This window comes from Kribbella sp. NPDC020701 (genome assembly GCF_055562215.1).
This window is the reverse complement of sequence record NZ_JBVHFT010000006.1, coordinates 325936-351192: the sequence shown is the minus strand read 5'-3', so window position 1 is coordinate 351192 and position 25257 is coordinate 325936. Positions and strand designations below refer to the sequence as shown.

22 protein-coding genes are annotated in these 25257 nt (G+C 68.0%); 11 read left to right on the top strand and 11 right to left on the bottom strand.

The features are described from left to right. Genes ACZ3HV_RS17230 through ACZ3HV_RS17215 form a run of 4 tightly spaced genes read left to right on the top strand, consistent with a single transcriptional unit; the run spans position 1 to position 3842 of the window. A complete protein-coding gene (locus tag ACZ3HV_RS17230) occupies positions 1-1281 on the top strand; it encodes an ABC transporter substrate-binding protein (protein ID WP_465685343.1) in 1281 nt (426 codons plus the stop codon). After that, the gene (locus tag ACZ3HV_RS17225; RefSeq protein ID WP_465685341.1) at positions 1278-2216 is read left to right on the top strand and encodes a carbohydrate ABC transporter permease; all 939 of its coding nucleotides are present in this window, start codon (positions 1278-1280) and stop codon (positions 2214-2216) included. Before ACZ3HV_RS17230 ends, ACZ3HV_RS17225 begins: the two co-directional genes overlap by 4 nt. After that, entirely contained in the window at positions 2213-3088 is an 876-nt protein-coding gene (locus ACZ3HV_RS17220) for a carbohydrate ABC transporter permease (protein WP_465685339.1), read from the top strand. The genes ACZ3HV_RS17225 and ACZ3HV_RS17220 overlap by 4 nt, the downstream gene beginning before the upstream one ends. Before the next feature lie 10 nt (positions 3089-3098). After that, a complete protein-coding gene (locus ACZ3HV_RS17215; RefSeq protein WP_465685337.1) occupies positions 3099-3842 on the top strand; it encodes a PIG-L deacetylase family protein in 744 nt (247 codons plus the stop codon). A 605-nt stretch (positions 3843-4447) separates the two neighbouring features. On the opposite strand, the gene ACZ3HV_RS17210 is transcribed toward ACZ3HV_RS17215, so the two are convergent. Then, positions 4448-6397 carry a 13E12 repeat family protein gene (locus tag ACZ3HV_RS17210; protein WP_465685335.1) on the bottom strand — a complete coding sequence of 650 codons (1950 nt, stop codon included), beginning with the start codon at positions 6395-6397 and terminating at the stop codon, positions 4448-4450. A gap of 75 nt (positions 6398-6472) precedes the next feature. On the opposite strand from ACZ3HV_RS17210, the gene ACZ3HV_RS17205 reads away from it, so the two are divergent. Then, positions 6473-6874 (top strand): hypothetical protein, encoded by a 402-nt coding sequence (locus ACZ3HV_RS17205; RefSeq protein ID WP_465685333.1) that lies wholly within the window; start codon positions 6473-6475, stop codon positions 6872-6874. Between the two features lie 252 nt (positions 6875-7126). Here the strand turns inward: ACZ3HV_RS17205 and ACZ3HV_RS17200 are convergent, their stop codons facing one another. The 4 genes from ACZ3HV_RS17200 to ACZ3HV_RS17185 are packed head-to-tail and all read right to left on the bottom strand — an operon-like array spanning position 7127 to position 12901. Next, entirely contained in the window at positions 7127-8875 is a 1749-nt protein-coding gene (locus ACZ3HV_RS17200) for an ABC transporter permease (RefSeq protein WP_465685331.1), read from the bottom strand. Continuing rightward, the gene (locus ACZ3HV_RS17195) at positions 8872-9603 is read right to left on the bottom strand and encodes an ABC transporter ATP-binding protein (RefSeq protein WP_360380944.1); all 732 of its coding nucleotides are present in this window, start codon (positions 9601-9603) and stop codon (positions 8872-8874) included. The genes ACZ3HV_RS17200 and ACZ3HV_RS17195 overlap by 4 nt, the downstream gene beginning before the upstream one ends. Next, positions 9600-10118 carry a PadR family transcriptional regulator gene (locus tag ACZ3HV_RS17190; protein WP_465685329.1) on the bottom strand — a complete coding sequence of 173 codons (519 nt, stop codon included), beginning with the start codon at positions 10116-10118 and terminating at the stop codon, positions 9600-9602. Before ACZ3HV_RS17190 ends, ACZ3HV_RS17195 begins: the two co-directional genes overlap by 4 nt. A 26-nt stretch (positions 10119-10144) precedes the next feature. Then, positions 10145-12901 carry an ATP-binding protein gene (locus tag ACZ3HV_RS17185; RefSeq protein WP_465685327.1) on the bottom strand — a complete coding sequence of 919 codons (2757 nt, stop codon included), beginning with the start codon at positions 12899-12901 and terminating at the stop codon, positions 10145-10147. A 104-nt stretch (positions 12902-13005) separates the two neighbouring features. Between ACZ3HV_RS17185 and ACZ3HV_RS17180 the strand changes: the two genes are divergently transcribed. Together ACZ3HV_RS17180 and nicT are read left to right on the top strand one after the other, a co-directional pair. Further along, positions 13006-14028, top strand: coding sequence for a DUF4331 family protein (locus ACZ3HV_RS17180; protein WP_465685325.1), 1023 nt, complete (start codon positions 13006-13008; stop codon positions 14026-14028). Positions 14029-14060: 32 nt separating this feature from the next. Beyond that, complete coding sequence (nicT, locus tag ACZ3HV_RS17175) at positions 14061-15089, top strand: Nickel transporter NicT (RefSeq protein ID WP_465685323.1); 1029 nt, start codon at positions 14061-14063, stop codon at positions 15087-15089. Here the strand turns inward: nicT and ACZ3HV_RS17170 are convergent. The 5 genes from ACZ3HV_RS17170 to mce all read right to left on the bottom strand — a co-directional run bounded on the left by ACZ3HV_RS17170 (position 15086) and on the right by mce (position 21055). Next, the gene (locus ACZ3HV_RS17170) at positions 15086-16423 is read right to left on the bottom strand and encodes an AI-2E family transporter (RefSeq protein ID WP_465685321.1); all 1338 of its coding nucleotides are present in this window, start codon (positions 16421-16423) and stop codon (positions 15086-15088) included. The two genes, nicT and ACZ3HV_RS17170, sit on opposite strands and share 4 nt — an antisense overlap. Beyond that, positions 16420-18096, bottom strand: coding sequence for a cell envelope integrity protein TolA (locus tag ACZ3HV_RS17165; protein WP_465685319.1), 1677 nt, complete (start codon positions 18094-18096; stop codon positions 16420-16422). Before ACZ3HV_RS17165 ends, ACZ3HV_RS17170 begins: the two co-directional genes overlap by 4 nt. Before the next feature lie 93 nt (positions 18097-18189). Then, the gene (ccrA, locus tag ACZ3HV_RS17160) at positions 18190-19521 is read right to left on the bottom strand and encodes a crotonyl-CoA carboxylase/reductase (protein ID WP_465685317.1); all 1332 of its coding nucleotides are present in this window, start codon (positions 19519-19521) and stop codon (positions 18190-18192) included. Positions 19522-19654: 133 nt separating this feature from the next. Further along, positions 19655-20560, bottom strand: coding sequence for an anti-sigma factor RsbA family regulatory protein (locus tag ACZ3HV_RS17155; RefSeq protein ID WP_465685315.1), 906 nt, complete (start codon positions 20558-20560; stop codon positions 19655-19657). Between the two features lie 51 nt (positions 20561-20611). Beyond that, complete coding sequence (mce, locus tag ACZ3HV_RS17150) at positions 20612-21055, bottom strand: methylmalonyl-CoA epimerase (protein ID WP_465685313.1); 444 nt, start codon at positions 21053-21055, stop codon at positions 20612-20614. Between the two features lie 92 nt (positions 21056-21147). On the opposite strand from mce, the gene ACZ3HV_RS17145 reads away from it, so the two are divergent. The 4 genes from ACZ3HV_RS17145 to ACZ3HV_RS17130 all read left to right on the top strand — a co-directional run bounded on the left by ACZ3HV_RS17145 (position 21148) and on the right by ACZ3HV_RS17130 (position 24591). Then, on the top strand, positions 21148-22362 hold the full coding sequence (locus ACZ3HV_RS17145) for an acetyl-CoA C-acetyltransferase (RefSeq protein ID WP_360376760.1): 1215 nt from the start codon (positions 21148-21150) through the stop codon (positions 22360-22362). After that, positions 22362-23318: a methylmalonyl Co-A mutase-associated GTPase MeaB gene (meaB, locus tag ACZ3HV_RS17140; protein WP_465685310.1), complete on the top strand. Its 957-nt coding sequence runs from the start codon at positions 22362-22364 to the stop codon at positions 23316-23318. The genes ACZ3HV_RS17145 and meaB overlap by 1 nt, the downstream gene beginning before the upstream one ends. Before the next feature lie 295 nt (positions 23319-23613). After that, on the top strand, positions 23614-23772 hold the full coding sequence (locus ACZ3HV_RS17135; RefSeq protein ID WP_360376765.1) for a hypothetical protein: 159 nt from the start codon (positions 23614-23616) through the stop codon (positions 23770-23772). Between the two features lie 108 nt (positions 23773-23880). Next, the gene (locus tag ACZ3HV_RS17130) at positions 23881-24591 is read left to right on the top strand and encodes a PH domain-containing protein (RefSeq protein ID WP_465685308.1); all 711 of its coding nucleotides are present in this window, start codon (positions 23881-23883) and stop codon (positions 24589-24591) included. A gap of 4 nt (positions 24592-24595) precedes the next feature. Here the strand turns inward: ACZ3HV_RS17130 and ACZ3HV_RS17125 are convergent, their stop codons facing one another. Further along, positions 24596-25246 carry a DUF6596 domain-containing protein gene (locus tag ACZ3HV_RS17125; RefSeq protein WP_465685523.1) on the bottom strand — a complete coding sequence of 217 codons (651 nt, stop codon included), beginning with the start codon at positions 25244-25246 and terminating at the stop codon, positions 24596-24598. Positions 25247-25257 lie beyond the last annotated feature (11 nt).

The following is a 25257-nucleotide window of genomic DNA, read 5'->3' as shown; positions in this document are numbered from 1 at the left end:
ATGCGAAGGTTCTCCAAGGGACTCCGGCTGGCGGTGGTCATGGGACTGCTGGCCACCGGCGCGGCCTGTGGCGGCGGCAGTGGCTCGGGCGGCAGCGACGGCAAGGTCCAGCTCACGCTGCTGAGCCACTACAGCGACGGCCCGTCGAAGGACGGGCTGGACAAGATGATCGCGCAGTGGAACAAGGACAACCCGAACATCCAGGTGAAGGCGGAGGTCGTCAAGTTCGACGATCTGCTGACCACCATGACGGTCCGGCAGACCGGCGGCCGCGGCGCCGACATCGTCAGCGCGTACGGCCTGTGGGGCGGGCAGCTGCAGAAGGCGAACGTCGTGGCCAAGGTGCCGGACGACATCGCCTCGAAGATCAAGGCCGAGTACAGCCCGGCGGCGCTGGGCGCGGTCACCACCGGTGACACGCTGCTCGGGTACCCGACCGAGCTGAACACCTACGTGCTGTTCTACAACAAGAAGATCCTCGCCGCGGCCGGTATCACCAAGCCGCCGAGCACCTGGGCCGAGCTCGAGGACGCGGCGAAGAAGACTGTCAAGCGGGACGGGAAGGGCAACATCCAGGTCGAGGGCCTGAGCCTGATCCAGGACGGCGACAACAAGTCGGTACACCCGTTCCTGTCGCTGCTCGACTCCGCGGGCGGGAAGTTCCTCGGTACCGACGGGACGGCGCAGTTCGACAACGAGCAGGGCAAGGCCGCGCTGAAGTTCGAGGCCGACCTCGCCGCGGTCAAGGCGACGAACCCGTCGATCTCGCCGACCAAGCAGTTCCGCAGCGGTGGCGTCGCGATGGCGATCCAGGCCGGCTGGTGGATCGGCAGCCTGCGGACGCAGATGAAGGACAAGTACTCCGATGTCGGTGTCGCGGCCATCCCCGGACCGAACGCGGGCGACAAGGGCTCGCTGGCGTACGGATTCTTCATGGGAGTGAACCAGCGCAGCAAGCACGCGGATGAGGCCTGGAAGTTCCTCACCTGGCTCAACGAGCACCAGACCGAGGGTGGTGTCACCGAGGTCGGCAAGTGGCTGGCCGACCAGGGCCTGATCCCGCCGCGGACCGCGGACCAGGCCACGTACAAGAAGTCGCTCTCGGATCCCAACCTGGCCCCGATCTACGACGCGGCGACGTACGCGATGGCCGAGCCGAACCAGCCGGGTGCGTACGAGGCGAAGACCGCGCTGCACAACGCGATCATGACTGTGCTTGCCGATGGCAAGAGTCCTGACGACGCGCTGGCGCAAGCGGCCAAGGCCGTCAAGCCGCAATGACGACCGCGGTCAGCAGGGTCGGCGCCGTCGCGGTGCCGGCCCAGCGGGTCGGCAGGCTGCATCGTGAGGGCCGGGCGGCGTACCTGTTCCTCGCGCCGGTCTTGCTGTTCTTCTGCGTGTTCCTGATCCTGCCGTTCATCTTCGCGATCGTGCTCGCGTTCTCGGACTGGGGCGGGTTCGACCTGGGCACTCTGCGGTGGACCGGGGTCTCGAACTTCCGTGATGCCCTGAGCTTCAACGGGACGTTCGTGAAGCCGATCCTGGTGAACACGCTGCTGTTCGCGTTCGGGTCGGTGCTGCTGGCAACGTTCGGCTCGGTGCTGGTTGCCTACTGCATCGACCGGCTGTCGTTCCAGGGCTTCTGGCGGGTGCTGTACTTCCTCCCGGTGGTCGCCACGGTGGTGGCCATCGGCAACGTGTGGAAGATGATGTACCAGCCGGCCGGGTTGATCAACGGTGTGCTGAACAAGCTCGGCGTCAACAGCGTCGGCTTCCTGTCGGACGCGTCGTACGCGCTCCCGTCGGTGACCGTCGTCCACGCCTGGGCTTCGATCGGCGGCGCCGTACTGATCCTGACCGCCGGTCTCAAGGCGATCCCGGAGATGTACTACGAGGCCGCCGAGGTGGACGGGGCCGGGTCGTGGCACCGGTTCTGGTCGATCACGTTGCCGTTGCTGCGGCCGGCGTTGCTGTTCGTGCTGATCACCCAGTTCATCGGCGGGCTGCAGTCGTTCGCGTTGATCATCGTCATGACCGGTGACGGTGGACCGGTCAACGCGACCAACGTGGCGGCGTTCGAGATGTACCAGCGGGCGTTCAAGTTCGGCGCCTGGGGGACCGCGAGCGCGATGGCGATGGTGCTGTTCGTGATCATCCTCGTGATCACCCTGCTGCAGCTGAGGATCGCTCGTCGGAGGGGAGAGGAGACGTCGTGAAACGTCGTGGTGGTTTCCCCTGGTTCGCGTACCTGGTCGTCATCGTCGGTGGTGTCGCGATGGTGATGCCGTTCCTCGACATGGTGATGAGCTCGTTCAAAGGACCAGGGGAGTACGGCGTCATCCCGTACAAGCTCCTGCCTTCCTCTTTTGATTTGTCGAACTACCGGGAGGCGTTCTCCCAGCTGGAGCTGCTCCGGTTGTTCCGCAACAGCGTGATCGTCACGGTCAGCGTGACGGTGTCGGTGCTGATCACGTCGTCGATGGCCGGCTACGCGCTCGCCAAGCTGCGGTTCCGCGGGCGGGCGGTGATCTTCCGGTTCATCCTCGCGACGATGATGCTGCCGCCGTTCCTGCTGCTCATCCCGACGTTCCTGATCATGCTGAACTGGCCGCTGGCCGGCGGCAACGACATCCTCGGGCGTGGTGGTGACGGTGGGCTGACGACGAGCCTGGTCGCGCTGATCCTGCCGTTCGCTGTTTCAGGTTTCGGGATCTTCCTGATGCGGCAGTTCATGGTGTCGCTGCCGGACGAGATGCTCGAGGCGGCCAAGATCGACGGTGCCAACCAGTGGCAGACCTGGCGCCTGATCGTGCTCCCGCAGACCAAGCCAGTGGCGATCACGCTCGGCCTGATCACGTTCATCGGCACCTGGAACGAGTACATCTGGACGCTGCTCATCTCGTCCTCCGACCCGTCCCTGCAGACCCTGCCGGTCGGCATCCAGTTGCTCCAGAGCTTCCTCGACCCCGACCGCACCATGCCGATCGTGATGGCCGGCCTGGTGGTCAGCACGCTGCCGGTGCTGATCGTGTTCCTGCTGTTCCAGAAGTACTACGTCCGCGGCGTCGTACTGAGTGGCCTGAAATGAGGAGATCCTTGTGACCAGAACAGTGCTCGCCATCGGGGCGCACATCGGCGACATGGACCTGACCGCGGGTCCCACCTTGGCCAAGCTGGCTCTGGAGGGGGCCGGGGTGACGATCGTCGCGCTGACTCCCGGCGAGCGCGGTCACCCCCGGCTGACGCCCGCCGAGTACAAGAAGCAGAAGATCGCCGAGGGCTCGGCGTTCGCGGAGGCGATCGGTGCCGATTTCATGGTCTTTGACCAGAGCGACGGCTTCCTCCCCGACACCGACGACGTCGCCCTCGAACTGGCCAGGGTGATCCGCGAGAAGCAACCCGACACGATCATCACCCACTGGAAACACTCCATCCACCGCGACCACGAACACGCCGCGAGCCTGTCCGAACGCGCCCGCTTCCTCGCCGGCCTCCCAATGGACCCCTCCTCCTCGCAGGATCCCTCGCAGCACCCTGAGCTGGTCCGCAAGCTCGCCGCCCTGCCCCGCCACGGCGTCCGCAGCTTCCTGCACGCCGAGAACTGGGAGGACATGGAGGGCTTCCGCCCCACCCAGTACGTCCCCATCCCCGACGAGGCCTTCTACCGCTGGATCTCCGCCATCCGCCACCAAGCCTTCGCCCGCGGCGAAACCTACGGCTTCCGCTACATCGACTACTACACAGCCCTCATGACCACCCGAGGCTGCCTAGCCGGCTACCCCCGAGCCACCGCCTTCCACTCCAACCCCACCCCCGAAATAACCAAACTCGCCGGCCCATAAGAGAGACCATCCCGCGCAGCACTACGCTCGCTCCTACGCAGCGTGCTACCCACCGCTCCCACCCACCCATGGCGGGTGTGACGAAGAGCCCGGGCTACCGTCCCATTTCTCTGCTGGCTGCTGTCGTCACCTCTGACACACGGGCCGCGAGGTCCACCGGGTAGCGGGATGTGTGCGAGCCGGACCCCCTCGACCAGCGCGCCGGCAGTCTCATTCTCGAGGTACTCGAGGAACTCCGCATTGGTCGCAACGAGCAAGCGCTGAGGTGCATCCGCGAGCGAGAGGAAGTACAACTCCGCGATTGCATAGCGGATCTTGCCGGACGGCTTCTTGCCGCCTGACGTTGCTCCAGAGCTGTTAAGCACCGTGGCGATGACGCGGCCGTCGGAGGAGACCGCGTTGAACGATCTCTTCCCGCCCGTGCGGAGGCGCACGGTGCTCTTGCCGAACGGCACCGAGTACTCCCGCGCGAGATCTCCCCGAACCCACTCAATCGCATCTTGCAGCGCTGCGGTGTTCGCCATCCGCCGAGCGTAACTACACCGCCAGATCCGGGTACACCTCCAGCGTCGTCTCAGTCCGGTCGGCTATGAGCTCTTCGGCCGTCAGGTCGGGCATTCGGGGTGAGGAGGGTCGACTTTGGTGGTGCCGGTGGGGTTGACGTGGAAGGTGAAGCCGTGGGGTGTGGTCCACTCCAGGGTCTTGTGGTCGAGGCGGCGTACGTTCCAGCCGTGCGCGTGGGTCTTGACCCGGTGGGTGAAGCGGCCCAGGGGTGCGAGGTTTGGTGTGCTGGTTTGGCCTGGTGGGCCGAGGGGGTCGTAGGGCTGGATGTGGTCCAGGTCGATGGTGCGGTTGGTTTCGCGGGTGCCGTAGGGGAAGAGTTCGACGGGGTGGGTGAGTTTGATGCGTTCGCGGATGCGGTCGGGGATTTCGTAGGCGTCGACGCTGATGGCGTCGTTGAGGTCGATGACTGGCTTGACGGTGTAGGGGCCGTAGCCAATGAGTTGGGTCAGCTGGGAGGCGAGTAGCGGGCCGATGGTTTCGGCGCGGAGTACGCCGGTGCCGGTGGCGAGGGTGTGGTCGGTGAGGTGTACGTAGATCTCGGTTTGCCCGGGTCGCAGCCGCCCACTCCGACGTCCCTCGCCAGCACTGGTGCCGCTGCGGGTGGTGGGGCAGACGCCGGCGCGGCCGGCGTCGGGGTCGCGACTGCCGTGGTGGCCGCCGACATGGTGTCTCGGACCGGTGTGGGCGTCGTGCTTGATTTGGGCTAGGCGGGCGCGCAGGGCACGCGCAGCCGTGGTGTCCGGAGGTTCGCCGTCGTCGGGATCGAAGCAGAGGCCGGGGTCGAACGACTCGATTGGCTCAGCAGATGGGATGTCGAGGGGGTCAGCGAGGTCGCACTCGCTCGGGTGGGGTGCGTCGCGGTCGGCCTCGTCGTTCGGGCCTGGCTCCTCCCCTTCACCACTTGTCCCGTCGTCGAGCAACTCATCATCGTCCGAGTCACCGACCCGGTCGGCAGCGTGATCGCCGTCTGGCTCGCAGCACGCGGCTCCGCCGGCTTGCGGAAGGTCGGGGTCGACATTCGATGCGTCGCTCTGCCTGGCGTGATCGCTCGGGGAGCGGCGGAGGGCGGCGCGGTCCACGTCGGGGGCGTCCACTTGGGGGGCGTGGTCGACGCCGGGAGCCTCCGCTTGGACAGCGTGGGGATTGTTGAAGAGGTGTTCTCTCGCCTGGGCTAGTAGCTCTTCGGTGTAGCGGGGGTCGGCGATGATGCCGACTGCTTCGGCGCGGCGGCTCTGCACCGAACGGGTGTCCCCGAAGATCTTCAGGGCATCGGCGATGCCGGCGATGGTTGCGTCGTGGCGCAGGGCGTTGCCGGTGGCGGTGCGGATATAGATGGTCTTGGTGCCGTGGTCGTCGGAGCGGCCGAGGTATACGCCGCGTTCGCGGGCACGTTGTTCGGCTTTGGCTCGGGCAGCGGCGGGATCGGCGTGGGCCTGGGCAGCCTTGACGATGTTCTCCAGCCGCTGTGGCGTCACTGTGTCGACGCAGCGGGCGAGACGTTTGTCGATGGATGCGGCCGATTCCTCGCTCAGACTCTCGCAGGCGGCGGCGATCTTGCAGGCGCGCCACGGGGTGGCCGTGCCGTCCTGGACTTTGGCCCAGATGCGTGGGAAGCGATGCCGAAGCGCGAGCGCCCGGCCGATGTAGCCTGCGGCCGCGGCGCTCGAGATGCCGAGGACGAGACCGAACTCGGCGGGCGCAAACTCCGCGATCGCCGGACAGCCGTCGCCGCCGAGGACGATGCTGCGCTCACGGCCGTCGGCAGTGCGGCGGCGGGGTCGGCGGCCGTCGGGATGGTTGCGGTCGGCAAAGACCTGGGCGTGTTCGAGGAGCCGGGCTTCGGCTCTGTTCGCCTCGGCACGGTGCTCGGCGGCCGACTCGAGCAGGTCGGCGGTCGACAACGTGGTCAAATTTCTCTCGAACATGTGTTCGATTCTAGCGTATGCTTCAGCTCGTGCCAACTCGACGACGGCGCAGAATCCGTTATCCACAAGGGGAAACGTCGCAGTCGAGCTGGCGACGAAGTGGATATGTTGCCAGGTAAGACGATCGACCTGGAGGTCAGAATGCCGTACTACCTGAACGCAGCGGCGACGCCCTCGGGTGCTTCGGTGTTGACATGTGGCGACGCGCGCGGCGGTTCTCGGCGACGGGCCGAAGTGATGACTGAAGAACCTTCGGTGGCCGGGGGCAGCGCTTCTGTTGCCTCCAACCGGCACACGCCCGCATCGACGGGGCTGACGCGGCCTCGACGGGCGGCCCAGCGCTTCGCGGGCTATTGGTCAGCGAGGAGAACGGCCAGCGGGGCACCGACCGCGCTGACGGTGGCGGCGGCATCGCTGCTGTTCAGCGTGCAGGCGCCGTTCCTCGGGCGGCGGCTGTACTGGACGAGGGCCGACCTCACAGCCTGGTATTCGACCGGACCGCCCGACGACGGCGACGAGGTGTTCCGTGAGATGCACAAATGACAACTGGCCGAGTGGACGAGGTGGACGGAGCGCGGGCGACGCTCGTGCAACGCAGGCATCGTGATTCTCGCGCTCGAGGTCACTCTGGTGCTGACTCCGCCGGATAAGTACGGCGGGACGCCGCTGACGACTGCGGACAAGTCCCTGCGGTGTGCGCTGCTGGGCTTGCGGTCGTCCTGAGCCTGGGTGAGCTGGTGTGGTGGTGGCCATCCTCGAGACTGCCCCCGTTGGCCATACGCCTGATCACAAAGGTTATTCGTAGCGGAGGGCTTCGGTGGCGGGGAGGTGGGTGGCTAGGCGGGCGGGGAGGGTGGTGGCGAGGGTTACCAGGAGGATGGTGGCGGGTGGGACCAGGGCCAGGGACCACCAGGGGGCGATGACTCGGTCTTCGGGGCTGCCGCCGGCGATGGCGTAGACGGTGATGTAGAGGAGGATGCCGACGGGGATCGACAGGATGACTGCGATGGTGGCGAGGGTGACGTGGGCGCCGACGAGGCTTGTGGCGATCTGGCGGGGTGTGAGCCCGATGGACTTCAGTACGCCGTACTCGCGGACGCGTTCGCGGACCGACAAGAGGGCGACCGCGACGAGGGTCGTGACGGTGATGAGGAGGAGGACAGCGTCGAGGGTGTAGACGAGGACGGGAAGTTCGCGCGGGACATCGCTGACTTCGCCGGCGGCGCGGGCCGCGAGGTTCGATTGCATCGAGAGCGCGAAGACGACCGCGGCGCCAGTGACGACGATCGCGCCGGCCAGTCGGATCGCTCGGTGTCGCCGGGCGAGGAGGTCCTTGAGGCCTAGCGATAGTACGACGGGAAGCGAGGCCCGGCCGATCAGGCGGCCGAGGCGTGAGCGTGACGCGGGCGTCGGGGATCCGGATTGGATTGCTTGCAGGACGCTGGATCTCGTACTGCGCCGGGCCGCCGAGGCAGCGCTGCCGACCAGAACCAGCAGCACTGGGCAGCCGGCGACAACGAGATGCCAAGGGTTCACCGCAATGGTCGGCGATCCGACCATCGTGGCGACGCTGGATGCGGCCAGCCGGGGCGCGAGCAGCACCCCAGCCACGAAGCCGATCACCACAGCGACCAGACCAAGTACGGCGGACTCGAGCGCGAACACAGCAGTGATCTGCCGTGGCGTGACCCCGACGGCCTTCAGCAATCCGATCTCGCGGTGCTGTGCGCTCGCGCGCGCCGTGACCAGAATCGCCACCACCGAGAAGACCACCGCAAGCAACACGATCGTGTACGTCGTCAGGATGAGCTGAGCCGGAGCTGCGTCTTGGAGCGCGCTGTCACGCTGGTCCTGCCAGGTCTCAAAAGCTGCAGTGCTCGGCGGAACAGTCCCAGCAGCACGTACGGCGAAGTCCGGAGCAGTAGCCGGATCCGTCAGTCGAACGGCCTCGGTCCAGCGCCAGCGCGCGCTGTCCGGCTGGACTCGCTCCAGCGTGGCCCGGGACACCCAAGCTAGCCCGGGAGTCCGCCGGGGATAACGCGGTTGGCTAGGCGATACCGCCGTCCCGACGATGGTCAGGTCGACCGGTCCGCCGGTCGCGGCGAGGCGCAGCGTCGTACCGACTCGGAGGCCGAGCGCGTCGGCAAAGCTTCGCTCGAGCACGATGCCGTCCGCGGGTCGCGTGGTACCGATGATCGGCACCGGCCGGTTGACCTGCGGCGCGGCAGCCAGCCCGGCGAGCTGCAACTTGTCGGTGCCGCCGGCAACGGGCGCGTTGGTGTTCGGGATAGCCGCATCACGTTCGGCGACTCCGGGGAGGCTTGCGATCTTGCCGGCATCCGCAGCCGAGGCGACGTTCGCGAGGACGTGTGCGCCGTTGGCCTCGGTGAAGGTCCGCTGCCACGGATCACGGGCGGTGGCGCCGACCTCCAAAGCGAGCACGATGGTCGCGGCCGCCGCGCTGCACAGCAGGACCGTCAGAGCACTCGCGAGCAACCGCGAACGCATCCCCGCGAAAGCGAGTCTTGCCAAAGTGACGGTCATGGTGGACCGCCCGCGTCGAAGGGAAGCGTGACCGGTCGGGCAGCCTGCAGTTCGGTGTCGTCGTTCACGAGCCCGTCGCGAAGGGTGATGACCCGGTCCGCCGCGGCGGCGACACGCGAGTCGTGGGTCACCAGCAGCAGGGTCTGGCCCCGATCCCGGGCGGCACGGAGGAGCGCGAGTACTTCACGGGCCGAGGCCGAGTCGAGATTTCCGGTCGGCTCGTCGCCGAGCAGGATGTCCGGCGTGTTCGCCAAGGCACGGGCGAGCGCCACCCGCTGTTGCTGGCCGCCGGACAATTGCGAGGGCGCGGCGTCGTACTTGTCGCCGAGGCCGAGGTCATCGAGCAATCTGCCGGCGGTCTCCCGGGCGTCCGTCCGGCGCCGGCCGACCAGGAGGAGTGGCAGTTCGACGTTCTCGATGGCGGACAGGGTCGGTACCAGGTTGAAGAACTGGAACACGAACCCGACCTTCTGCCGGCGCATCCGCGCCAGCGCGGTCTCGCTCAGCTGGTCGATCCGCTCACCGCCGAGCCAGACCTCACCGGCCGTCGCGCGATCGAGCCCCGCCAGCAGATTGAGCAACGTCGACTTCCCGCATCCGCTCGGCCCCACGATCGCGACGAACTCACCCTTGCTGATCGTGAGGTCGATCCCGCGCACGGCGAGGACGTGCGTACCCCCGGTGTCGTAGGTCTTCGCGAGCCTTCGTGTTTCGAGTACCGGTGTCATGCTGACTCCCGCTGCATCGGCAGCTTCTGCTCGATCAGATCGAGCCACTCCAGGTCGGCCTTCAGGTGCAGGATCGCCCCTTCGGCCAGCAGATCGGCGGCGGGCCGGCTGCCGTCGACCGACACGACCGCGTCGAGGTCGCGCAGGGACTGCAGGTACTCGCGCCTTTGCCCGGCGATCAGCGCCCTCGGCTCGGCCAGCCCGGCCGACGCGAGAATCACCAGCTTCATGAAGAACTCGTCCTTCAACCGGGTCCCCGGCACCGGCGCTTCGATCCACCCCGCCAGCGCCGTCCGGCCGGCCTCGGTCAGCTCGTACACCCGCTTGCGCCGGTTGTCGCCCTCGATGCTCTGACCGACCACGAGCCCGTCCCGCTCGAGCCGCGCCAGCGTCGAGTAGATCTGCCCGGCGTTCAGCGCCGGCAGCAACTCCCCGAACTCCTGCTCGAGCGTCTGCTTGATCTCGTACCCGTACCGGCTCTCGTCAGCGAGCAAGGCCAGGAAAAGTGACCGCATAGATAGCGAGAATATATACCCGCTACCTATTTGTCGAGAGCATCGCGAAGGGCGGCTCGGGTGGTGATGCCGAGCTTGGGGAAGATCCGGTAGAGGTGCCCGCTCACCGTGCGGGGTGAGAGGTAGAGCTGTGCGGCGATCTCCTTGTTCGTGAGCCCGGACGCGGCGAGGCCGGCGATCTGCAACTCCTGGGCGGTCAAGGTCTGCGCACCAGGAGCGGCAAAGGCGGAGGCTGAGGTGGAAGCCAGCCCAGCAGCCCGCAGTTCCTGCTCCGCCCGTGAGGTCCACGGATCCGCGCCGAGTGTCCGGAACGCGGTCAGAGCCGCCTGCAGCTGGACCTTGGCCTCAGTCATCGCGCGGGTACGACGCAGCAGTTCGCCGTACGCAAGCCGTACGCGCGCAACTTCGAACGGCCACTGATCGACAGTAGGAAGCCTCAGGGCCTGCTCGAAAAGCGCGGGATCCCCGGCCGCCATCCCCGCGGCCCCTGCGGTCAGGATGGCCAGCCTCGGCGAGAGCTCCGGCAACCTGGCCTCCTGCATGGCGCGGACATGGCGTTCGGCCTCGGCTCGCCGATCCGTGTGTACAGCGGCCTCGACGAGATCCATCGCGAGCCACAGGCTGTGCGGAACGTGTGAGGCGAGCGTGCCGGCGGGACTGACCATCATCGCGTGCTGATAGGCGCTCTCGAAGTCGCGGCGTCCGAGGTCGCCCAGGACGAGGGCATGGTGAGCGAAGACCCGTGCCGTGCCGACACCTCGCGGGCCTGCCCAGCCGATCATCTGTTCAGCCAGCGTCCGGCTGGTCTCGAACTCGCCTCTGACCGCCGCCAGCAACGCCTGGTGATAGCGGAAGTACCAGCCGAAGAATCTGCCACCACCCTCTTCGGTCAGGGACAGTCCTTCCGCGGCGAGTTCCGCGGCCTCGTCCCACCTGCCTCGGTGGAAGTCGTCCACGCAGAGGTCCATGAGTGCCACCAGGTGCCTTCTCGCCGGGCCACCCTCGCGACCGTGCAGCACCGCCCGCCACAACGGCTCACGAAGCTCCGCGAGACGGTCGGCATACCACGCGGCCGCTGCGACCCTACGCATCAGCTGAGAGTCATCGTGAACAGCCTGCAGCGCAGTTCGCAGACGAGGGACAGCTGCGACGCCCGTGCGGGCCGGATCGGCCAACAGGTCCAACGTCAGCGTGAGGAACGGTGGGGGTTCGTGCGAGAGCCGCCCAAGTGCGGCGTACAGCGGCTTCCACAGCTCGCTGCGACCGCCGAAGAAGCAGATCAGTAGCAGCGTCGCGAACCCGTCGACGAGTTCCATCTCGTCGGCATCGCCGCGGTCCAAACTCCCCTCGATTGCGCTGACCATCATGCGGTGGGCGGTGTCGACCTGCGCGTCGCTGTCGAGCATCACCAACGTGGCGGCCGACGCGTAGTGCAGTGACGCGCTCGCCCGGCTGCCGGCTCGTCGGCTGCCTTCGAGCAGTTCCGCCGTACTCCGGACCTCGCCCATCGCCTCTGCGCCGATATAAGCCGCCGCGGCCAGCCGGCGGCCGCGCTCGGCAGGGCTGGGGCTCAGATCCGAAGCGCGCGTGAGCAGGGCGACCGCGGACGTGTAGTCGCCTCGCGCGACGACGATGTGAGCCGCCTGCTCCATGACCGCCGCGACCTGCTCGTCAGGCTCGACTGTGGCTTCGCCAAGATGCCATGCCAGGTGCTCGGGCTGGTTCACGAGGACAGTGGCCAGCCTGCGGTGCGCCGAGCGGCGTTCTGCCGAGGTTGTCGCCTCGACGACCGCCGACCGGATCAGCGGATGCCGGAACTCCACTCGATGTGAGTGCTCGGTCACCAGCCGGTCCCGCTCGGCGGGCGCCAGATCCTCGATCCGGTACGCCCCGCCGCCCGCGGCCTCCAGTACGCCGAGATCCCCGGTGCCCTCGAGAGCCGCTGTGACCAACAGCGTCCTGGTTGCGTCGGGGAGTCTCGCAACCCGCGACACGAAGTGCCGCTGCAGGTTCTGCCCGAGTGGCAGTACGGCGGGTAGCGGTTCGGCGGCCGTCCGCTGCGACTGGCTCAATGTCCTGGGAAGCTCCAGCAGCGCGAGCGGGATGCCCTGCGCGGTGTCGAGGATCCGTGCCTTCACTGCGGAGTGGAGGTCGGGGAACCGTGCTGTCAGGAGTTGATTCGCGGCAGCGTCGTTCAGCGGCTTCAGCTCGTACTCCGGTAGTCCCGCCGGGTCGAAGAACCCTTGGTCCTCGCCCGTGCGGCTGGCGGCCAGCAGCCCGGCCCGACTGCCGGCGAGCCTCCTCGCGACGAAGCTCAAGACACCTGCACTGGCCCGATCGATCCAGGGAATGTCGTCGACGATGAGCAGGAGTGGGGATCGGGCCGCCGCCCTCCGCAGGAGCACAGTCGCGGCGTTGGACACCAGCAGCCGGCCCGGAGGTGGGCCGTCTCCGAACCCGAGAGCGACCTGCAGCGCGCCACGCTGAGCGGGGTTCAGTTCGTCGAAGTCGAGCGGATACAACGCCTGGTTCAGCGCGGCATAGCTCAGCCCGCCCTCGAGCTCGGTCGCGCCGACACGCAAGACGGTTGTTCCCGACTCCCGCGCGTACCGTTCCGCGGCGTCGAGCAGCGTCGTTTTGCCGACACCGGGACCGCCCGAAACCAGCACGGTTCCACCGTGGACGGCGGCCTCACGGACGAAGGCCCGGAGGAACTCGAGCTCCTCATGCCGCCCGACCAGCGCGGGGCTCATCACTGTCCTCCCGGTACCCGACTCGGTCATCTGACTCGATCGTACGAAGCGAGTCAGATGACTCATCCGCGCGGGCGCACCGATCCACGACTGTGGTCGTGCCGAACTCCCCACCTGAAAGGAAGGCATCGACCATGTCGCATCACCTCGACTCACCGCTGGCCCGTCAGGACGTCCGTCTCGACCTCACCGACCTGTACGCGTTCCGCGGCGAGACCGGCACCGTGCTGGCCGTCAACCTCTGCCACTCGCTCGCCGGTGACATCCCGACGCCGGGCTACCACCCCGAGGGCAAGTACGAGTTCAAGGTCGACCTCGACCACGACGGCGTCGAGGACCTCACGTACCGCTTCGTGTTCGGAGAGCGCGACGAACTGGGCCGGCAGAGCCTGACCGTGCATCGGATCACCGCCGATCCATCGGACGCGGGCAGCGTTGTCGTGACGGGGGAGACGGAGGAGACGCTCGACGGAGAGGGTGGACTGCGCGTGTGGGCCGGCAAGGCCGGCGACTCGTTCTGGATCGAGCCCGACGTCCTTCACGCCGTCGGCCACGCCTTCCAGGACGGTACGACGGTCGACCTCGGGACGTGGACCCCGGACCAGGCGCAGAACCTGTTCGCCGGGCACACCGTGTACTCGATCGTCCTCGAGATTCCCGACGCCGAGCTGCTCGATCCCGCACACACGACCCGTCCGATCGACGTGTGGGCGGTCGCGAGCCTGGCCACGGACGCCGGCGGCTGGCGCTCGATCAACCGGATTGGACTCCCGATGATCCACCCGCTGTTCACGCAGTTCAACGAGAAGCTCGGCGACGACCTCAACGACGGCCGGCCCGCCGACGACCCCGATACCTACGGGAAGCTGCTGACCCACGAGATCGCCGGCGTCGTCCGCGCGTACGGCACGGCTGCCGACCCGGAGGCCTACGCGGCGGCCGTCGTACGGCGGTTCCTGCCCAACATGCTGCCGTACGTCGTCGGAACGCCGGCCAGCTTCGGCTTCAACGCCTGGAACGGCCGGTCGCTGACCGACAACGCACCCAACGTGATGTTCTCCATCGCGGCCAACACGCCGGTCTCCCTCGGGATCGGCAAGGAGTCCGTGACGTCGAAGCCCAGGGACACCTTCCCGTACGTGCCGGCGGCGAGCTGACCATGAACGTCAGGGGGCGCAGCATCCGTCCGGTGACCGTGACAGTGGCCATGGCGGCCTTCATCCTGCTGTTGCATGTGGTCGGTTGGGGAGTCCTCGTCGGTCTGGTCGCGCCGAGGCACTACAGCCTCGCCGCGTCCGGCGGATTCGGGGTCGGTCTGGGGCTGACGGCGTACACGCTGGGGATGCGGCATGCGTTCGACGCCGACCACATCGCGGCGATCGACAACACCACTCGCCGGCTCACCGCGGCCGGGCAGCGGCCGGTGTCCGTCGGGTTCTGGTTCTCGCTCGGTCACTCCAGCGTTGTCTTCGGGCTGTGCCTCCTGCTCGCCTTCGGCGTGCGCTCGTTGGTCGGTCAGGTCGAGAACGACTCGTCCACGCTCCAGTCGGCCACGGCGTTGGTCGGTACGGCGGTGTCCGGTGTCTTCCTCGTCGCGATCGGCCTGGTCAACTTCGTCCTACTCGCACGCATCGCGGCGGTCGTGCGCCGGATGCGTCAGGGGGATCACGACGAGGCGGAGCTCGAAGCGCACCTCGACAGCCGAGGTCTGCTCAACCGGCTGCTGCGCCCGGTGACCAGGGCCGTGCGCAAGCCGCGCCACATGTACCCGGTCGGACTGCTGTTCGGTCTTGGGTTCGACACCGCGACCGAAGTGTCGCTGCTCGTTCTCGCGGGTGGAGCCGCGGCGTTCGCGCTGCCCTGGTACGCCGTCCTCGTCCTGCCGATCCTGTTCGCGGCCGGGATGAGTCTGCTGGACACGATCGACGGCTGCTTCATGAGCGTCGCGTACCGCTGGGCGGTCATCAATCCGGTGCGCCGAGCCTTCTACAACCTGGTCGTCACGGCGCTCTCGGTGGTCGTCGCCCTCGCGATCGGCACCATCGAGATCCTGTCCATCCTGACCGGCAAACTCGGCATCACGTCCGGGCCGCTGGTCGCGATCAGCCGACTCGACCTGAACCAGGCCGGTTTCGTCATCACCGGTTTGTTCGTCGTGATCTGGGCCGTCGCGCTGCTGGTCTGGCGCTACGGCCGGATCGAGGAGCGCTGGTCCTAAGAGTCGTTGGCCTTGCGGACCCAGACTTCCCGGATGATGAGCAGGATGGCGGCGGCGCTCGGGATGGCGAGCAGGGCGCCGACCACGCCGAGGAGCGCACCGCCGAGGAGGGCGGCGATGACGGTGACGGCGCCGGGGATGTCCACGGCCCGGCGCATGATGCGAGGAGCTACGACGTAGTTCTCGATCTGCTGGTAGATGATGCCGTAGATGAGGCAGGCGACGCCGATCCACAGGCCTGCGGTGAACCCGATCAGGGAGACGACCACGACGCCGATCAGGCCGCCGACCATCGGGATGAAGTCGCAGAACATCACCACGATCGCCAGCGCCACGGCGTACTCCCGCAGGCCGACGATCTCCAGGAAGATGAACATGCAGACACCGGCGCACAGGGCCACCATGAACTGGCCGCTCACGTAGCCGCCGACCCGGGTCAGGACCTCGTCGCCGAGGATCGAGACGCGGTTGCGGCGGGTGGCCGGGACCAGGCTGTACGCCGCGCGCTTCACCGACGGGAGCGAGGCGAGGAAGTACAGCGTCAGGATCATGATCGTGAAGGTGTTGAACAGGGCGCCCGCGACCACCCTGCCGACGCCGAGGATGCCGCCGAACGCACGCTGCGCCAGCGCCGGGTCCTGGATGTAGTCCTGGGCCTTCTGGATGTAGTGGTAGCGGTTGTTGAGTTCCTTCAGCGAGTTCGACTTCTGCAGCAGGTCGAGCCACTCAGGGGCGTTCCTGATCAGGCTGTTGACCTGGTCGGTGACGACCGGAACGATCGCGAAGCCGACGCCGGTGACCGCCAGGAGCATCAGCAGGAACACGACGCCGACCGACAGGCCGCGCCTCAGGCCGCGGCGCATGAACCACTCGACCAAGGGGTTCAGGCCGACGGCGATGAACATCGACACCAGCAGCAGGATCAGTACCGACTTGGCCTGGCCGAGGGCGTTCCACAATCCCCAGGCGACGAGTACGCCGAGAGCCGCGAAGAACCCGAAGACGAACGGGTTCGACCGCCGCAGCGCCGGACCGGGCATCCCCATGCCCTCGTCCGGGTGACGCTCCTCGATCAGCAGTTCATCGGCGAGGTCGTCGTCCTGCACAGCCTTCTCCGCTGCGGCCTCGGCCTTCTCTGCCGCTGCCTCTGCGTCGGCCGCCTTGCCGGCCGCCTCGTCAGCTTTGCCGGCCGCATCCTCGGCCTTGTCGGCGGACTTCTCGGCCTCGTCGGCTGCTTTTTGTGCCTCGGCGGCGGCGGTCTGTGCCTCCCTGGTCGCCTCGGCGAGGTCCTCGCCGGGGGTCGCTGTGGAGGTCTCGTCGCCGGGTGGGGTCACGTCGTCTTGTCCTTCGGGGATCTCGAACGGCCCTTGGCCTCGTCGGTCTTGTCGTCGTCGGCGGCAGCGGAACCGTTCGCCTGGACCCGAGTCTGCTCGTTCGCGAGGTCATCCAGCCGCAACTCGTCGATCCGGGTTGAATCGGCCGGCTCGTCGTCCTCGTCCTCGTCCTCGTCGTCGAGGTCTGCGTCCTCGATGTCCTCGTCGTCGATGTCCGCGTCGGCGGTCGGGGACGCGACGGGCTTGGCGGATGAGGTTGATGTGGCGGGGGAGTCGTCAGGCTCGGCTGGTCCGCCGGCGGTCTTGCCGGCGAGGTCGTCGGTGTCCTTGGGGTCGACCCGCAGGCCGCTGTCGATCCGGGTCTCGTCGACCCGGGCGTCACCCGCGCCGACCCCGACGAACGGGCTCGCCCCGGTGAACGGGCCGACCTCGTCCTCGTCCTCGGCGGGGCGGTCGAAGGGGCTACTGGTCGGGGCCAACCCCTCCGGCTCCGAGAACGAACTGCTGCTCGGGGCCGGGGTCTGTGGTGCCTCGAACGGGCTCGGTGCCGGGCCGTCCAGCGGGCCGGGGGCCGCCGGGGTCTGCGGACGGGCGAACGGGTTGACGTAGGCTGGGGCGGCCGTCTCGGAGTCGAGCTCGGCGGCCTGCCGGGCGATATTGCTGGCGATCTCGTTCAGCCCGGCGATCTGGGTCAGGATGCCGTCGCGCCGCTTGGCCAGCCGCTCGGTCTCGCGGGCCACGATCGTCCGCGACCGCTCCGCCTCGTCAGCGGCGTTCGCGAGCTCGGCCTCGGCCCGCGTCCGCGCGGTCGTGAGCAGCTGCTCCGCCTCACGCCGCGACCGCGAGATCGTCCGCTCGGCCGACTCCTCGGCCTCGGCGCGGATCTTGCGCGCCTGCTCGGTCGCCTCCGCCACGCGCCGCTCGGAGGCCTCGGCGGCCTCCTTCATCTGGGAGGTCAGGTTCTCGGTGTCGGCCGCGATCTGCTGGTGCTTGTCGGCCAGTTCCTTGGCCTGCTGCTCACGCTCGTCGGCCAGCCGCGCCCGCAGGGCCGCGGACTCGCGCTGGATCGCGGTGCGGATCTTCTCCGCCTCGTGCAGCGCGCCGTTCTTCAGCGTGCTCGACTGCGACTCGGCGGTCAGCTGCAGCTGCTCGGCCTTGCGCCGCGCTGCCGCCAGCACCTCGGCCGACTCGGTCTCGGCGGTCCGGCGGAGCTCCGCGGCGTCACCCTCGGCGGTCCGGCGCATGCTGTCGGCCTCGTTCAGCGCGACGGAGCGGATGTCCTCGCCCTCACGCACACCGGTGGCGCGGGTGGCGGCCGCCTCCTTGGTCGCGTTGGTCCGCAGCTCGTCGGCCTCCCGCCGGGCCTCCTCGAGCGCCTCGGACGCCTGGTCCTGGGCGAGCCGGAGGATCTGCGCGGCCCGGTCGCCGAGCCCGGCGTACGACGGGTTCGCACTGGCCTCGAGCTGGCGACGGGTCTCGTCGAGCTGGCGTTGCATGGGCGCGACACTGCCCTGGAGTTCGTCGGCGCGGTTACGCGCCTCGACGAGTTGCATTTCCAGCGCGCGGACATAGTCGTCCACCGCCTGCTTGTCGTACCCACGGCGACTGACCGGGAAGCCCCCGGCCGCGGTCGCCGTGCGGTCGAAGAACGGCAGGCTCGACTCGTCAGGCATTTCCCGAGATTCCCTTCTGGCGGCTCAGCTGAATCCCCCACCTTAAGCCTGTCAGAACCCGGGTGTAACCAGCTAATCCGCCCCTGGGGACAACTACCTGTTACGGAAGCGATTTATCGCCGCGGCGTGCTGTTCACGCAGCTCCGGGTCCCGGATCCCGAGTCCCTCGGTGGGAGCGAGGGTGAGCACGCCGACCTTGCCCTGATGCAGGTTGCGGTGCACGTCGTACGCGGCCTGAGCGGTCTCCTCGAGCGGGTAGACCCGGCTGACCGTCGGATGAACCATGCCCTTGGCAATCAGTCGGTTCGCCTCCCAGGCCTCGCGGTAGTTGGCGAAATGGGAGCCGATGATCCGCTTCAGGTTCATCCAAAGGTAGCGGTTGTCGTACTCGTGCATGAATCCCGACGTCGACGCGCACGTCACGATCGTCCCGCCGCGGCGGGCGACGTACACCGACGCTCCGAAGGTCTCCCGTCCCGGGTGCTCGAAGACGATGTCGGGGTCGTCCCCGCCGGTCAGCTCGCGGATTCGCGCCCCGAACCGCTTCCATTCCTTCTGGTCCTGAGTGGTCTCGTCCTTCCAGAACTTGTACCCGTCGGCCGACCGGTCGATGATCAGCGAGGCGCCCATCGCCCGGCAGATCTCCGCCTTTTCCGGCGAGGACACGACGCACACCGGGATCGCCCCGCCGTTCAGCGCGAACTGCGTCGCGTAGGAACCCAGTCCGCCGGACGCGCCCCAGATCAGGACGACGTCGCCCTGCTTCATGTTCGCGCCGTTCGCCGACACGAGCTGCCGGTACGCCGTACTGTTCACCAGCCCCGGCGACGCGGCCTCCTCCCAGGTCAGGTGGGCCGGCTTCGGCATCAGCTGGTTCGACTTCACCAGCGCGAGCTCGGCCAGGCCGCCGAAGTTCGTCTCGAAGCCCCAGATCCGCTGCTCGGAGTCGAGCATCGTGTCGTTGTGTCCGTCCGGCGACTCCAGCTCGACCGAGAGGCAGTGCGCGACCACCTCGTCGCCGGGCTTCCACGCGTTCACTCCCGGGCCGGTCCGCAGTACGACGCCGGCCAGGTCGGAGCCGACCACGTGGTACGGCAGGTCGTGTCGGGCGGTCAGCGGCGACAGCTTCCCGTACCGCTTGAGGAAGGAGAACGTCGACACCGGTTCGAAGATCGACGTCCAGACGGTGTTGTAGTTGATCGCGCTCGCCATCACCGCGACCAGCGCCTCACCCGGCCCGAGTTCGGGCGTCGGCACGTCGTCCAGGTGCAGGCTCTTGCGCGGATCCTTCTCCTTGGTGTCCAGACCCTCGAACATTCCGGCCTCGTCGGCGTGGACGGTGATCCCGCGGTAGTGATCGGGTACGTCGAGCGCACCCACGGCAGCGGTGTCACCGGCAAGGATCGCATCGAGGATCTGCTTCACGTCGTACCTCCTGCAACGGCGGTCTGGGTGAGCGGAACTTACCGCTGAGTATGCACGCACCGCTGTGCCCTGTAACACAGGACGGGACGGGTGAGACGACCGTCACTTTTGCAGTCCACCGTTGTCAGTGGTCTTATCCGCGCAGGCGAGTGTGCAAGCGCACCTGGGTGAAGTCGTCACCCGACCGCAGCTGCACCAGATCGCAGAGCTGGTTCGCCAGCCAGACGCCCCGTCCGCCGAGTCCGTCGAGCGGTGGCAGCACGCGCCCGACCAGCAGGTCGTCGATCCGGCCGCGGTCGGCCACGTCGCAGATCAGCGCGCCGTCCGCGACCCACACCGACAACGTCCCGCGACCGCCGCCGAACCTGATGCTGTTCGTGCAGATCTCGTGCAACGCCAGCGCCAGGTCGTCTCGCCGGTCCCGCAAGACGCCGTACGACGACGCCTGCGCGGTGACCCAATCACGCACGTCTCCCAGGTCGGCGAGCCCGAACTCCCAGCGCTCGGCCCGATCCGGTACGTCGTCCAGCGCCGTACGGAACGTCTTCTCCGCAAGGGCTTCCGCGCCGGAGTGGGTCGCCGTCGGGTCGATGCCGACGGAGGCCTCGTACGGGCAGCGCAGCCAGAAGGATCGGTCGCTCGCGAAGGCGATGTCCAGGAGCGCCTCGTGCAGCAACGCCTCGTCGTACTCGGTCGCGCTCCGGCCGGCGTGGGCGGGCTCACCGAGACCGCGCACCGGGTGGCCGGCGTGCTGCTCGAGGGCGTCGCGCCAGAGCGGGATCAGCCGGGCAGGGTTGCTTCCGGCAACAGTCATATCGATAAAGCGGACCTGGTCGCGCGCTGCACCGAGAGTTTCGCCCAGCAAGGCGATCCGCCCAGGTGGCAGCACGGCCACGATCTTTTCCCCCGCCGCCAAACCGTCCCGCACGAACGTTCCCGCGAGCCGCACGAACTCCTCGTCCGACGCATAGACGAAGGCGTCGTGCCTGAACCCCGCCGGCGCTCCGTGCAGAGAGTCGGTGGCGCTGTCCTTCAGCACCTGAACAGACTAGTCCGCTCAGTGCTCTCCGGCGGTCAGCAGCGCGCGCCGTCACACCGTGTTCGGGGCCCGTGGCTCAACGAGTTCGACGAGCACGCCGCCGGCCGACTTCGGGTGGATGAAGTTCACCCGCGACCCGGCGGTGCCGCGCTTCGGCTCGTCGTACAGCAGGCGGGCGCCGCGTTCACGCAGGACCGCGGACACCTTGTCGAGGTCGCCGACGCGGTAGGCCAGCTGCTGGATGCCCGGGCCGCGCTGGTCCAGGAACTTCGCGATCGGCGATGCGTCCGACAACGGCGCGAGCAGCTGGATCGACGATCCGGAGTCGCCGATCGACAGCATCGCCTCGCGGACGCCCTGTTCCTCGTTGATCTCCTCGTGCGCGACCCGCAGGCCGAAGACGTCCGCGTAGTACCGGACGGCCTCGTCGAAGTCGGCCACCGCGACGCCGACATGGTCGATGGCTTCGAACAGGCCAGAGGTGACGTGATCCATGCCGTCAGCTTATGGCTGGTGTGACCCGATCCATGGCTCGTGTGACTTGATCGACAGCGGCGTACCAGTGCTGTCGCAGGTATCGTGACAACATGTCTGACGCCACTCGCAGCTCGCAGAACCAAACCGTCATAGTGGCCGGCGCACGCACCCCGATCGGGCGGCTGCTGGGTGGCCTCAAGGGCTTCACCGGCGCCGAGCTCGGGGGGTTCGCGATCAAGGCCGCCCTGGAGAAGGCCGGTGTCGCGCCGGACCAGGTCGAGTACGTGATCATGGGCCAGGTGCTGCAGGCCGGCGCCGGCCAGATCGCCGCCCGGCAGGCCGCGGTCAAGGGCGGAATCCCGATGGACGTCCCGGCCATCACCATCAACAAGGTCTGCCTGTCCGGCCTGAACGCGATCGCGCTCGCCGACCAGCTGATCCGCGCCGGTGAGTACGACGTCGTCGTGGCCGGCGGCATGGAGTCGATGACGAACGCGCCGCACCTGCTGCCGAAGTCCCGCGAGGGCTTCAAGTACGGCGATGTGCCGCTGGTGGACTCGATGGCGTTCGACGGGTTGTGGGACGCCTTCACCGATCAGGCGATGGGCGCGCTCACCGACCAGGCCAACAACGACGGCCTGAAGCTGACCCGCGAGGAGCAGGACGAGTTCAGCGCCCGCTCGCACCAGCAGGCCGCCGCCGCGTGGAAGAACGGCGTGTTCGCCGATGAGGTGGTCCCGGTCGAGGTGCCACAGCGCAAGGGCGACCCGATCGTGGTCGACAGCGACGAAGGCGTCCGCAGTGACACCTCGGCCGAGTCGCTGGCCAAGCTGCGGCCGGCGTTCGGCAAGGACGGCACGATCACGGCCGGTTCGGCCTCGCAGATCTCCGACGGCGGTTGTGCTGTCGTCGTGATGAGCAAGGCGAAGGCCGAGGAGCTCGGGCTGAGCTGGATCGCCGAGATCGGCGCCCACGGGTCGGTCGCCGGGCCGGACTCGACGCTGCAGAGCCAGCCCGCCAACGCGATCGTCAAGGCCTGCGCGAAGGAAGGCATCGAGCCGTCCGCGCTGGACCTCGTCGAAATCAACGAGGCGTTCGCGGCGGTCGGGATTGCGTCGGCTCGCGAACTCCAGGTGGACGTCGACAAGGTGAACGTGAACGGTGGCGCGATCGCGCTGGGTCACCCGATCGGCATGTCCGGCGCTCGCCTGGTGCTGCACCTCGCGCTGGAGCTTCAGCGTCGCGGTGGAGGCGTGGGAGCCGCTGCTCTGTGTGGCGGCGGCGGTCAGGGTGACGCCTTGATCGTGCGGGTTCCGAAGAGCTGATGCCACGACGCACCGCACCTGTCGGCGAGCTGGTCGAGCGGGCCCGGGAGGGTGACTCCCGGGCCGTCGCTCGGCTGATCTCGCTCGTCGAGGACGAGTCCCCGCTGCTGCGTGAGGTGATGGCGGCGCTGTCGCCGCACGCCGGTCACGCGCACATCGTCGGCATCACGGGTTCGCCGGGCGTCGGCAAGTCCACGTCGACGTCGGCGCTCGTCTCGGCGTACCGCGCGAGCGGGAAGCGGGTCGGCGTACTCGCGGTGGACCCGTCGTCGCCGTTCTCCGGCGGAGCCTTGCTGGGGGACCGGGTGCGGATGCAGGACCATGCGACCGACACCGGGGTGTTCATCCGGTCGATGGCCTCGCGCGGGCATCTGGGTGGGCTGGCGTGGTCGACACCGCAGGCGCTGCGGGTGCTGGACGCGGCCGGGTTCGACGTCGTTCTGGTGGAGACGGTCGGTGTCGGGCAGTCCGAGGTCGAGATCGCGGGGATGGCGGACACGACGCTGGTGCTGCTCGCCCCCGGGATGGGCGACGGCATCCAGGCGGCGAAGGCCGGGATCCTCGAGGTCGGCGACATCTACGTGGTGAACAAGGCGGATCGCGACGGCGTGCAGAACGTCACCCGCGACCTGCGGTCGATGCTCGCGCTGGCCGAACGCGCCGAGGGTGCGTGGTCGCCGCCGATCCTGAAGACGGTTGCCTCACGCAACGAGGGGGTCGCCGAGGTGGTGGTCGCGATCGACGACCGACTCGAGTGGATGCGGTCGAACGGCGTCCTCACCGAACGCCGGCGCAGCCGCGCGCGGGACGAGATCGAGGCGATCGCGATGACGGCGCTGCGGTCCCGGTTCGCGCATCTGCACGGTGACGCCAGACTGGATGTGCTGGCGGCCAAGGTGGCCGACGGAGGCACCGACCCGTACGCTGCGGCGGACGAGTTGATCGCGGCGTTGTGACGTGGTCTCGGTTGGAACACTCGACCACGGAGTGTCACTTTGTGTCTTTCGCTTTCCGTTCACCGGGTGTTGTTCCGAATTCGGGCAAATACCGCAGAATTTGCGCCGGATGGCAGGATGGGCGTCTCACGGCGGCGCGCCGGTGGGTGCCATGCTCCCGGATCCGTTACAGAATGGACCTTGTAGCTGGTGAGCATCGTAGGGTGGGCTGTGTTCAGTCAGTGACAATTGGTGACGGTCCGTGATACAAATTCAAACACAGTCGACCGAGTGGTTGCGAACGAGGAGTGGTGACATGCCGAAGAAGCTGTTGATCTGGTCGGTCATCGCCTTTGCGGCTTTCTATCTGTTCACTCAGCCGGCGAACGCCGCCGACGCGGTGGGCGGCGCGTTCTCTGCCGTCGGCGACGCGTTCCAAAGTGTGATCACCTTCCTGACCGCGCTGTTCAGCTGATCTGCGGTTCAAGTGTCCCGTGACGAGCAATCGTGCGGGACACTTGGCTGTAAGGGACGCAAGCAGGGCCGGCAGGCCCGACAGCGGGGCTGACAGGGGAGTGAGTGGATGGCCGGAATAGGCCTGTTCCGGATCTTCGACCCGAAGGTCCGGCGCCATCTGATCTCGGACGAGGGCGAAGTCGTCATCGACGAGGTCCGGCAGCACTGGGTGGTGTATCTGGTGCCGATGCTCGAGGTCGCGCTGGCGACCGCGCTGCTGGTGGTGCTGGTGACCAACTCGATCGGCGGCTCGCAGGTGCTGCTGGTGCTCGTGCTGGTGCTGCTGTCGCATGCGTTCTGGCAATTCCTGACCCATCACCGGGACCGGTTCGTGGTCACCAACATGCGGGTCATGCGGATCCGTGGCGTCTTCTCCCAGAGCATCGCGACCACCCCGATCGCGCGAGTCCTCGACATCACCCTGAAGAAGCCGAGCATCGGCCGGATCCTCGGCTACGGCCACTTCGTCTTCGAGTCGGCGGCGCAGGATCAGGGCTTCCGGGAGATCAAGTGGGTCAGCCGCCCGGACGACCGGGATCTGACCATCCAGCGAGTCATCCAGCGCACCGGTCTGCGCGCCGCGGCGAGCGTCGACGTGCTGGAAGGCGACGAGGACTCCGACGACGACGGCACCGGTCCGATCGGGATGGACTCCGCGCAGGAGGTCATCAGCACGGTGGCGCCCAGCGCTCCGGCCCACCACGCCCGGCCGGCCTCGTCAGGCCCGAAGTCGATCTTCAACAGTGAACGCGGCAACTGGACCGACGACACCGACTGAGCGCTCAGCCGGCGCGCTGTCGGAACACGTCGCGGCGGCGCTCCCGATGTGCACGCTCCGGATGGTTCGGCGGAGCGGTCCCCAATGCCTGGTCCAGCTCATCCGCTGCCTCGGCGTAGCGAGCCTGGCGAGCCAGCAGCTCGCCGCGGATCGCATGCCGGCGAGGACTGTGCGGTACGGCGTCCAGCAGCGCCAAGGCTGACGTGATGTCGCCGGTCTCGGCGGTCGCGACGACAAGGCCGAGCTGGGCGGCCGGGCTGGGCGCGACCTCGACAAGCAGCTCGTACAGCCGCACGATCTCGTGCCAATCGGTCGCCGTGTAGCTGGGCACGCGGGCGTGCTCGGCGGCGATCGCGGCCTGCAGTTGGTACGCATCGGCCTGGCGATCCGAGCGCTGGAGCGAGTCGTTGAGCAGCTCGACCCCGCGCGCGATCAGCTCGGCGTCCCAGCGGCTCCGGTCCTGCAGATCGAGCGTGACCACCTCGCCCTGCTCGTCGAGCCTGGCCGGCCGACGCGCCTCGGTCAGCAACAGCAACGCGAGCACCGCAGAGGACGGTCGCCGTCGAGGTCGGGTGCAGGACCGCGCTCGCCTTGATCTGCGCGGCGTTGTCCACGCCGAACTGCCGGTACTCGGCCAGCTCGTCGGCCTGCTCAGGTGCCCACCAG

Bases quoted from the DNA above. Each gene is read 5' to 3' on its own strand.
- ACZ3HV_RS17195 (WP_360380944.1), bottom strand. From the start codon at position 9,603: ATGACACCGGTACTCGAAACACGAAGGCTCGCGAAGACCTACGACACC.
- meaB (WP_465685310.1), top strand. From the start codon at position 22,362: ATGCCACGACGCACCGCACCTGTCGGCGAGCTGGTCGAGCGGGCCCGG.
- ACZ3HV_RS17230 (WP_465685343.1), top strand. From the start codon at position 1: ATGCGAAGGTTCTCCAAGGGACTCCGGCTGGCGGTGGTCATGGGACTG.
- ACZ3HV_RS17145 (WP_360376760.1), top strand. From the start codon at position 21,148: ATGTCTGACGCCACTCGCAGCTCGCAGAACCAAACCGTCATAGTGGCC.
- ACZ3HV_RS17130 (WP_465685308.1), top strand. From the start codon at position 23,881: ATGGCCGGAATAGGCCTGTTCCGGATCTTCGACCCGAAGGTCCGGCGC.
- ACZ3HV_RS17225 (WP_465685341.1), top strand. From the start codon at position 1,278: ATGACGACCGCGGTCAGCAGGGTCGGCGCCGTCGCGGTGCCGGCCCAG.
- ACZ3HV_RS17180 (WP_465685325.1), top strand. From the start codon at position 13,006: ATGTCGCATCACCTCGACTCACCGCTGGCCCGTCAGGACGTCCGTCTC.
- ACZ3HV_RS17185 (WP_465685327.1), bottom strand. From the start codon at position 12,901: ATGACCGAGTCGGGTACCGGGAGGACAGTGATGAGCCCCGCGCTGGTC.
- mce (WP_465685313.1), bottom strand. From the start codon at position 21,055: ATGGATCACGTCACCTCTGGCCTGTTCGAAGCCATCGACCATGTCGGC.
- ACZ3HV_RS17190 (WP_465685329.1), bottom strand. From the start codon at position 10,118: ATGCGGTCACTTTTCCTGGCCTTGCTCGCTGACGAGAGCCGGTACGGG.
- ACZ3HV_RS17135 (WP_360376765.1), top strand. From the start codon at position 23,614: ATGCCGAAGAAGCTGTTGATCTGGTCGGTCATCGCCTTTGCGGCTTTC.
- ACZ3HV_RS17165 (WP_465685319.1), bottom strand. From the start codon at position 18,096: ATGCCTGACGAGTCGAGCCTGCCGTTCTTCGACCGCACGGCGACCGCG.
- ACZ3HV_RS17200 (WP_465685331.1), bottom strand. From the start codon at position 8,875: ATGACCGTCACTTTGGCAAGACTCGCTTTCGCGGGGATGCGTTCGCGG.
- ACZ3HV_RS17205 (WP_465685333.1), top strand. From the start codon at position 6,473: ATGCCGTACTACCTGAACGCAGCGGCGACGCCCTCGGGTGCTTCGGTG.